The organism is Clostridium polynesiense, assembly GCF_000820705.1.
Lineage (GTDB): Bacteria > Bacillota > Clostridia > Clostridiales > Clostridiaceae > Clostridium_AA > Clostridium_AA polynesiense.
In genome coordinates this window covers 1-3,852 of record NZ_CCXI01000035.1, presented here as the reverse complement: position 1 = coordinate 3,852, position 3,852 = coordinate 1, and the positions used below count along the sequence as shown (strand labels likewise).

The following is a 3,852-nucleotide window of genomic DNA, read 5'->3' as shown; positions in this document are numbered from 1 at the left end:
ATATTAAGGCATACATGGATAAAAGGAGTCCTGAGGCTTTTCATAGGCTTCTGGAAGATAAACAAAAGCAGGTGGATGACAAAATCGCAGAGCTTAAGGAAATCAAAAATCTGCTGAAAATGAAGCAGGTACAAACGGGATACCTTTCAGAAGATATAAGTTCTATAAAGATAGTACACTGTAAGCAAAAGAACTATTTTATTACCTTAGTTAATGAAAATTATGTGGAAGCGATGATTGATCATGGGAAGTCCCTCCCCCATCATCTTTTCAACACAGAGTTAGGAACCCTCACTGCTTCCTCTAATCTGTATAAAGGGATTTATAATCATACAGAAGGCATTTTTTCTAACACAGGAAATAAAAAGAGCAATCATACAAGGCCGGAGGGAAACTATATACGTGCCTTTCATGTAGGAGATTTCAGTGATTTGACTTCAACCTATGAAAGAATTTTAGATTACTGCAGAAAGCAGGATTTAGAATTAGAAGGATATGCTTATGAGCTGGGCATAAATGATTTATGTATCATGAGAATAGAAGAGTATGTGACTATGATTGAAATAAAAATAAAATAAAGAATAACAAAAAAAGCTGAACACCAAGCACTATACTGCTACTGGTATTCGGCCTTTCTTTATTGTTATCAGTCTGAATTATCACATAAACTGCTAATTATTCTGCCTTAAATTGTCCCATCATCCCTGCGTCCTCATGTTCAAGGATGTGACAGTGATACATAAAGGTACCTCTTTTATTAAATTTAACTATAAGCCTTACTTTTTCATTAGGTTCAATATATACAGTATCCTTCCATCCACTTTCCTCTGGTAAAGGAGCTTTTCCATCCCTGGATAGAATTTGAAATTGTGTACCATGAATATGGAATGGATGTCCCATTTCATGCATCATACCTCCTGGATTTTCAACTTCCCAAATCTCTGTATCTCCAACCTTTACACTTTCATCTATTCTATCCATATCAAACTTTCTGCCGTTAATTGATACCATTCTCCCCATACCTTGAAGTTCAAAGTTTCTTACCTGAGATGCTTGTGATTCAGTCATCCTTTCAACTTTTGCCAGAGTACTGGGGATTTCTGTAGTATCATTCCCCTCTTCCGTGACATTAAATTTCATTATTGCTTCATTGTTATTTATAAGTGATATCTGAGTTCCCTTTTCATACTTAGAAAAGTCAATTATAACCTCTGCCCTTTCTCCCGGTGAAAGAATTATATTGTTTCGCTTTACAGGCTTTTCTAAAAACCCACCATCTGAGGCTATTTGTGAAAAGTCATCTGTATTATCCAGACTTAAATCAAAGTTACTTGCATTAGCACCATTGACTATTCTAAATCTCACCTTATTCCTTTTAACATCTAAATTAGGCTTAACTGCTCCATTTACTATAACTGTATCTCCTGTAGCTCCATCCATCATGTTAGAGTTATATAGTAAGCTCCCATCCCTGTTAAAGCTTCTATCCTGTATTACTAAAGGAATATCGTTCACTCCGTATTCCTTGGGTATATTTAAGCTCTCTGACAGATCATCTTCTATATAGAATAACCCGGCTGATCCTTTATAAACCTGTGTAGCTGTACTGCCTTTAGTGTGAGGATGATACCACAGGGTTGCTGCAGGCTGATCTATAGTAAAGCTTGGCTCCCAAGCTGTTCCCGGCTGTATACCTTGATGAGGCCCTCCGTCATCTTCACCCTCTACCTCCAAACCATGCCAGTGGACTGTGGTAGCTTCTTTTAATTTATTGTTTACATGAATGTTTACCTGTTCACCTTTTTTAACTCTAATAACAGGTCCAAGATAACTTCCGTTATATCCCATTGTCTTTGTTTGGATATTAGGAGCAAAGGAGGTTACACCTTCCTGAGGCTCTAAAGTAAAATCTGCTACATTGGGATCCGCATTTTTATCCTCTAGAAGTGCGGGAATTGGCAGTGGAGTATTAGAAACAGCATCTTTTTGTGTATTGATATTTTTTTGTGTATTTGAATTTCTAGTCATTCTCGGATTTTCACTATAAGAATTATTATTTACTGTCTGCATATGATCCATAATGGGAGCCCCTATCATCATATACCCAAATAAAATTAATCCTAATGTGAGCGTAACTCTTATAATAATATTTTTTCTATTCATTTCATCTCCTCCAAATATTATGATTATTTATTGATAATAATTATAGGTTAATATTATGGAGGAAATGTGTGGATTGTTATGAAATATTTTTATCTAGAATCACCATAAAATGTAATAGTATTTAAATTAAAATGTTTTATTCTAAAGAAACAAAGTTTATAATTAAATCAAAACGCAATAAGAAGGTAACAATATGAATATTGAGAAATTAATCACCGAACTAGGAAAAAATATTGGAAAAACTTTAATGAAGAAAAAGGAAGGCAGCACAGAAGTGATAAATTTAAAGGATGCCACTTCATCAGATTTGCTCCCCATTATCTTAAAGGGTCTTATTCTTAAAAAGAGCTATAACAAGGCAGAAAACATTCTGTTTCAAGAATTGAAAAATAATACATCTCAAGAAAATTATAAAATTGCACTGGATTTTTATGATTCCCTGATGGAAAAGAGCGAAGAGGAATTAAATCAAGGAGATTTTTCAAAAGAAGAAGTTTTTCAGGGACTTAAGGATTTAGAACTACTATTTAATAAAAAGGCTTAACCATTTAAATAAATTATTTTACTCAATAAAAAAGCGGACAAATACATATTTGCCACTTATTTAAGTAAAGATATTCTGTAATCTTCAATATTCTTTCTAGCTTTTACATTTTTACGTTTTCTCATTTCTCTTGCAAGTATGCTTTTGTTTAACTGGATTTCTTTTAAAACCTCTGAATAGGTATAACCCTCTTCTAACATATCTAAGGCTCTATTAAGTTCTTCCTGCTTATATCTTTTTTTCATTTAAACCTCTTCTTAATAGAACTAACTTTTCAATTAATTAATCCTCATACATAATAAGCGCATAACTTATTTTGTATTAACTTACAATTTTATACATAATATATTTATACTATAACACATATAAAATAAATAATATACGATATATTGCGGGGGCTGAAATGTTTAAGAAATGAAATCTAAGTGGATAGAATTATGCATAACATAAATGATAAATAATGTTTAATACTTGCCATTGTTTATGTATAATTAATAGTAAACCTTAACGGGGGTGAAGTGTTTGAAAAAAATATTATTACTATTTATATTTTCTTTAACAATGCTTTTTGTAGGTTGTAGTAGTGCAGTCAACGATGAGACACCTATATTTGACACAAAAAAACAGGCTACTGTTATTTTTGGTCATGTTGATGATAGTGTTGCAACGTATTATGTTAATTCTAAATTTAATAAATCAGGGGACTATATTTTAGAATTGTCTGTTAGTATTCCAAAAGAAAATGGCACATCAAGCCTAGAGGTCTTAAATAGCAAAGAATTTAAAGTTAAAAAAGACTCTAATCTTTTAGTAGATGGAATTTCAGTTACGGAAATTGAAAATAAGGTTAAAGAGAAAACTACAATTAATTATAAGGAGCTAGAATACCAAGTTGACATATACAGGCGTACAAGTGATAAAAAAAGAAATGGTGTTGGCTCTAAGTGGAAGTTGTTTGACACTGAAGATAAATAGAAGGCTCTCTTGACATGTCATTTTAAAATTCCCTATGTTCGACATTATTATTGAATATAGGGAATTTTTAAAACCTTTAATATATCCAATTTTATTTTAAATTTAATATTCTTAGTAATAGGACTGTATTTTTTATTCATGGCACTGCCTCTTCAGAGAAAAATATGCCA

The 3,852-nt window shown here is 32.2% G+C and carries 5 protein-coding genes; 3 read left to right on the top strand and 2 right to left on the bottom strand.

Annotated features, from left to right (window positions below):
- Positions 1-578: MerR family transcriptional regulator (locus tag TA89_RS18505; RefSeq protein ID WP_187119264.1), on the top strand; the 578-nt coding region annotated here is incomplete at its 5' end.
- 97 nt (positions 579-675) lie between these two features.
- Here TA89_RS18505 and TA89_RS03880 read toward each other — a convergent pair.
- The gene (locus TA89_RS03880; protein ID WP_040211011.1) at positions 676-2,163 is read right to left on the bottom strand and encodes a multicopper oxidase family protein; all 1,488 of its coding nucleotides are present in this window, start codon (positions 2,161-2,163) and stop codon (positions 676-678) included.
- A gap of 193 nt (positions 2,164-2,356) precedes the next feature.
- Between TA89_RS03880 and TA89_RS03875 the strand changes: the two genes are divergently transcribed.
- On the top strand, positions 2,357-2,707 hold the full coding sequence (locus TA89_RS03875) for a DUF6483 family protein (RefSeq protein WP_040211009.1): 351 nt from the start codon (positions 2,357-2,359) through the stop codon (positions 2,705-2,707).
- A 56-nt stretch (positions 2,708-2,763) separates the two neighbouring features.
- On the opposite strand, the gene TA89_RS03870 is transcribed toward TA89_RS03875, so the two are convergent.
- Positions 2,764-2,952 (bottom strand): hypothetical protein, encoded by a 189-nt coding sequence (locus tag TA89_RS03870; RefSeq protein ID WP_040211007.1) that lies wholly within the window; start codon positions 2,950-2,952, stop codon positions 2,764-2,766.
- Between the two features lie 277 nt (positions 2,953-3,229).
- On the opposite strand from TA89_RS03870, the gene TA89_RS03865 reads away from it, so the two are divergent.
- The gene (locus tag TA89_RS03865; RefSeq protein WP_040211004.1) at positions 3,230-3,682 is read left to right on the top strand and encodes a hypothetical protein; all 453 of its coding nucleotides are present in this window, start codon (positions 3,230-3,232) and stop codon (positions 3,680-3,682) included.
- The last annotated feature ends 170 nt before the right edge of the window (positions 3,683-3,852 follow it).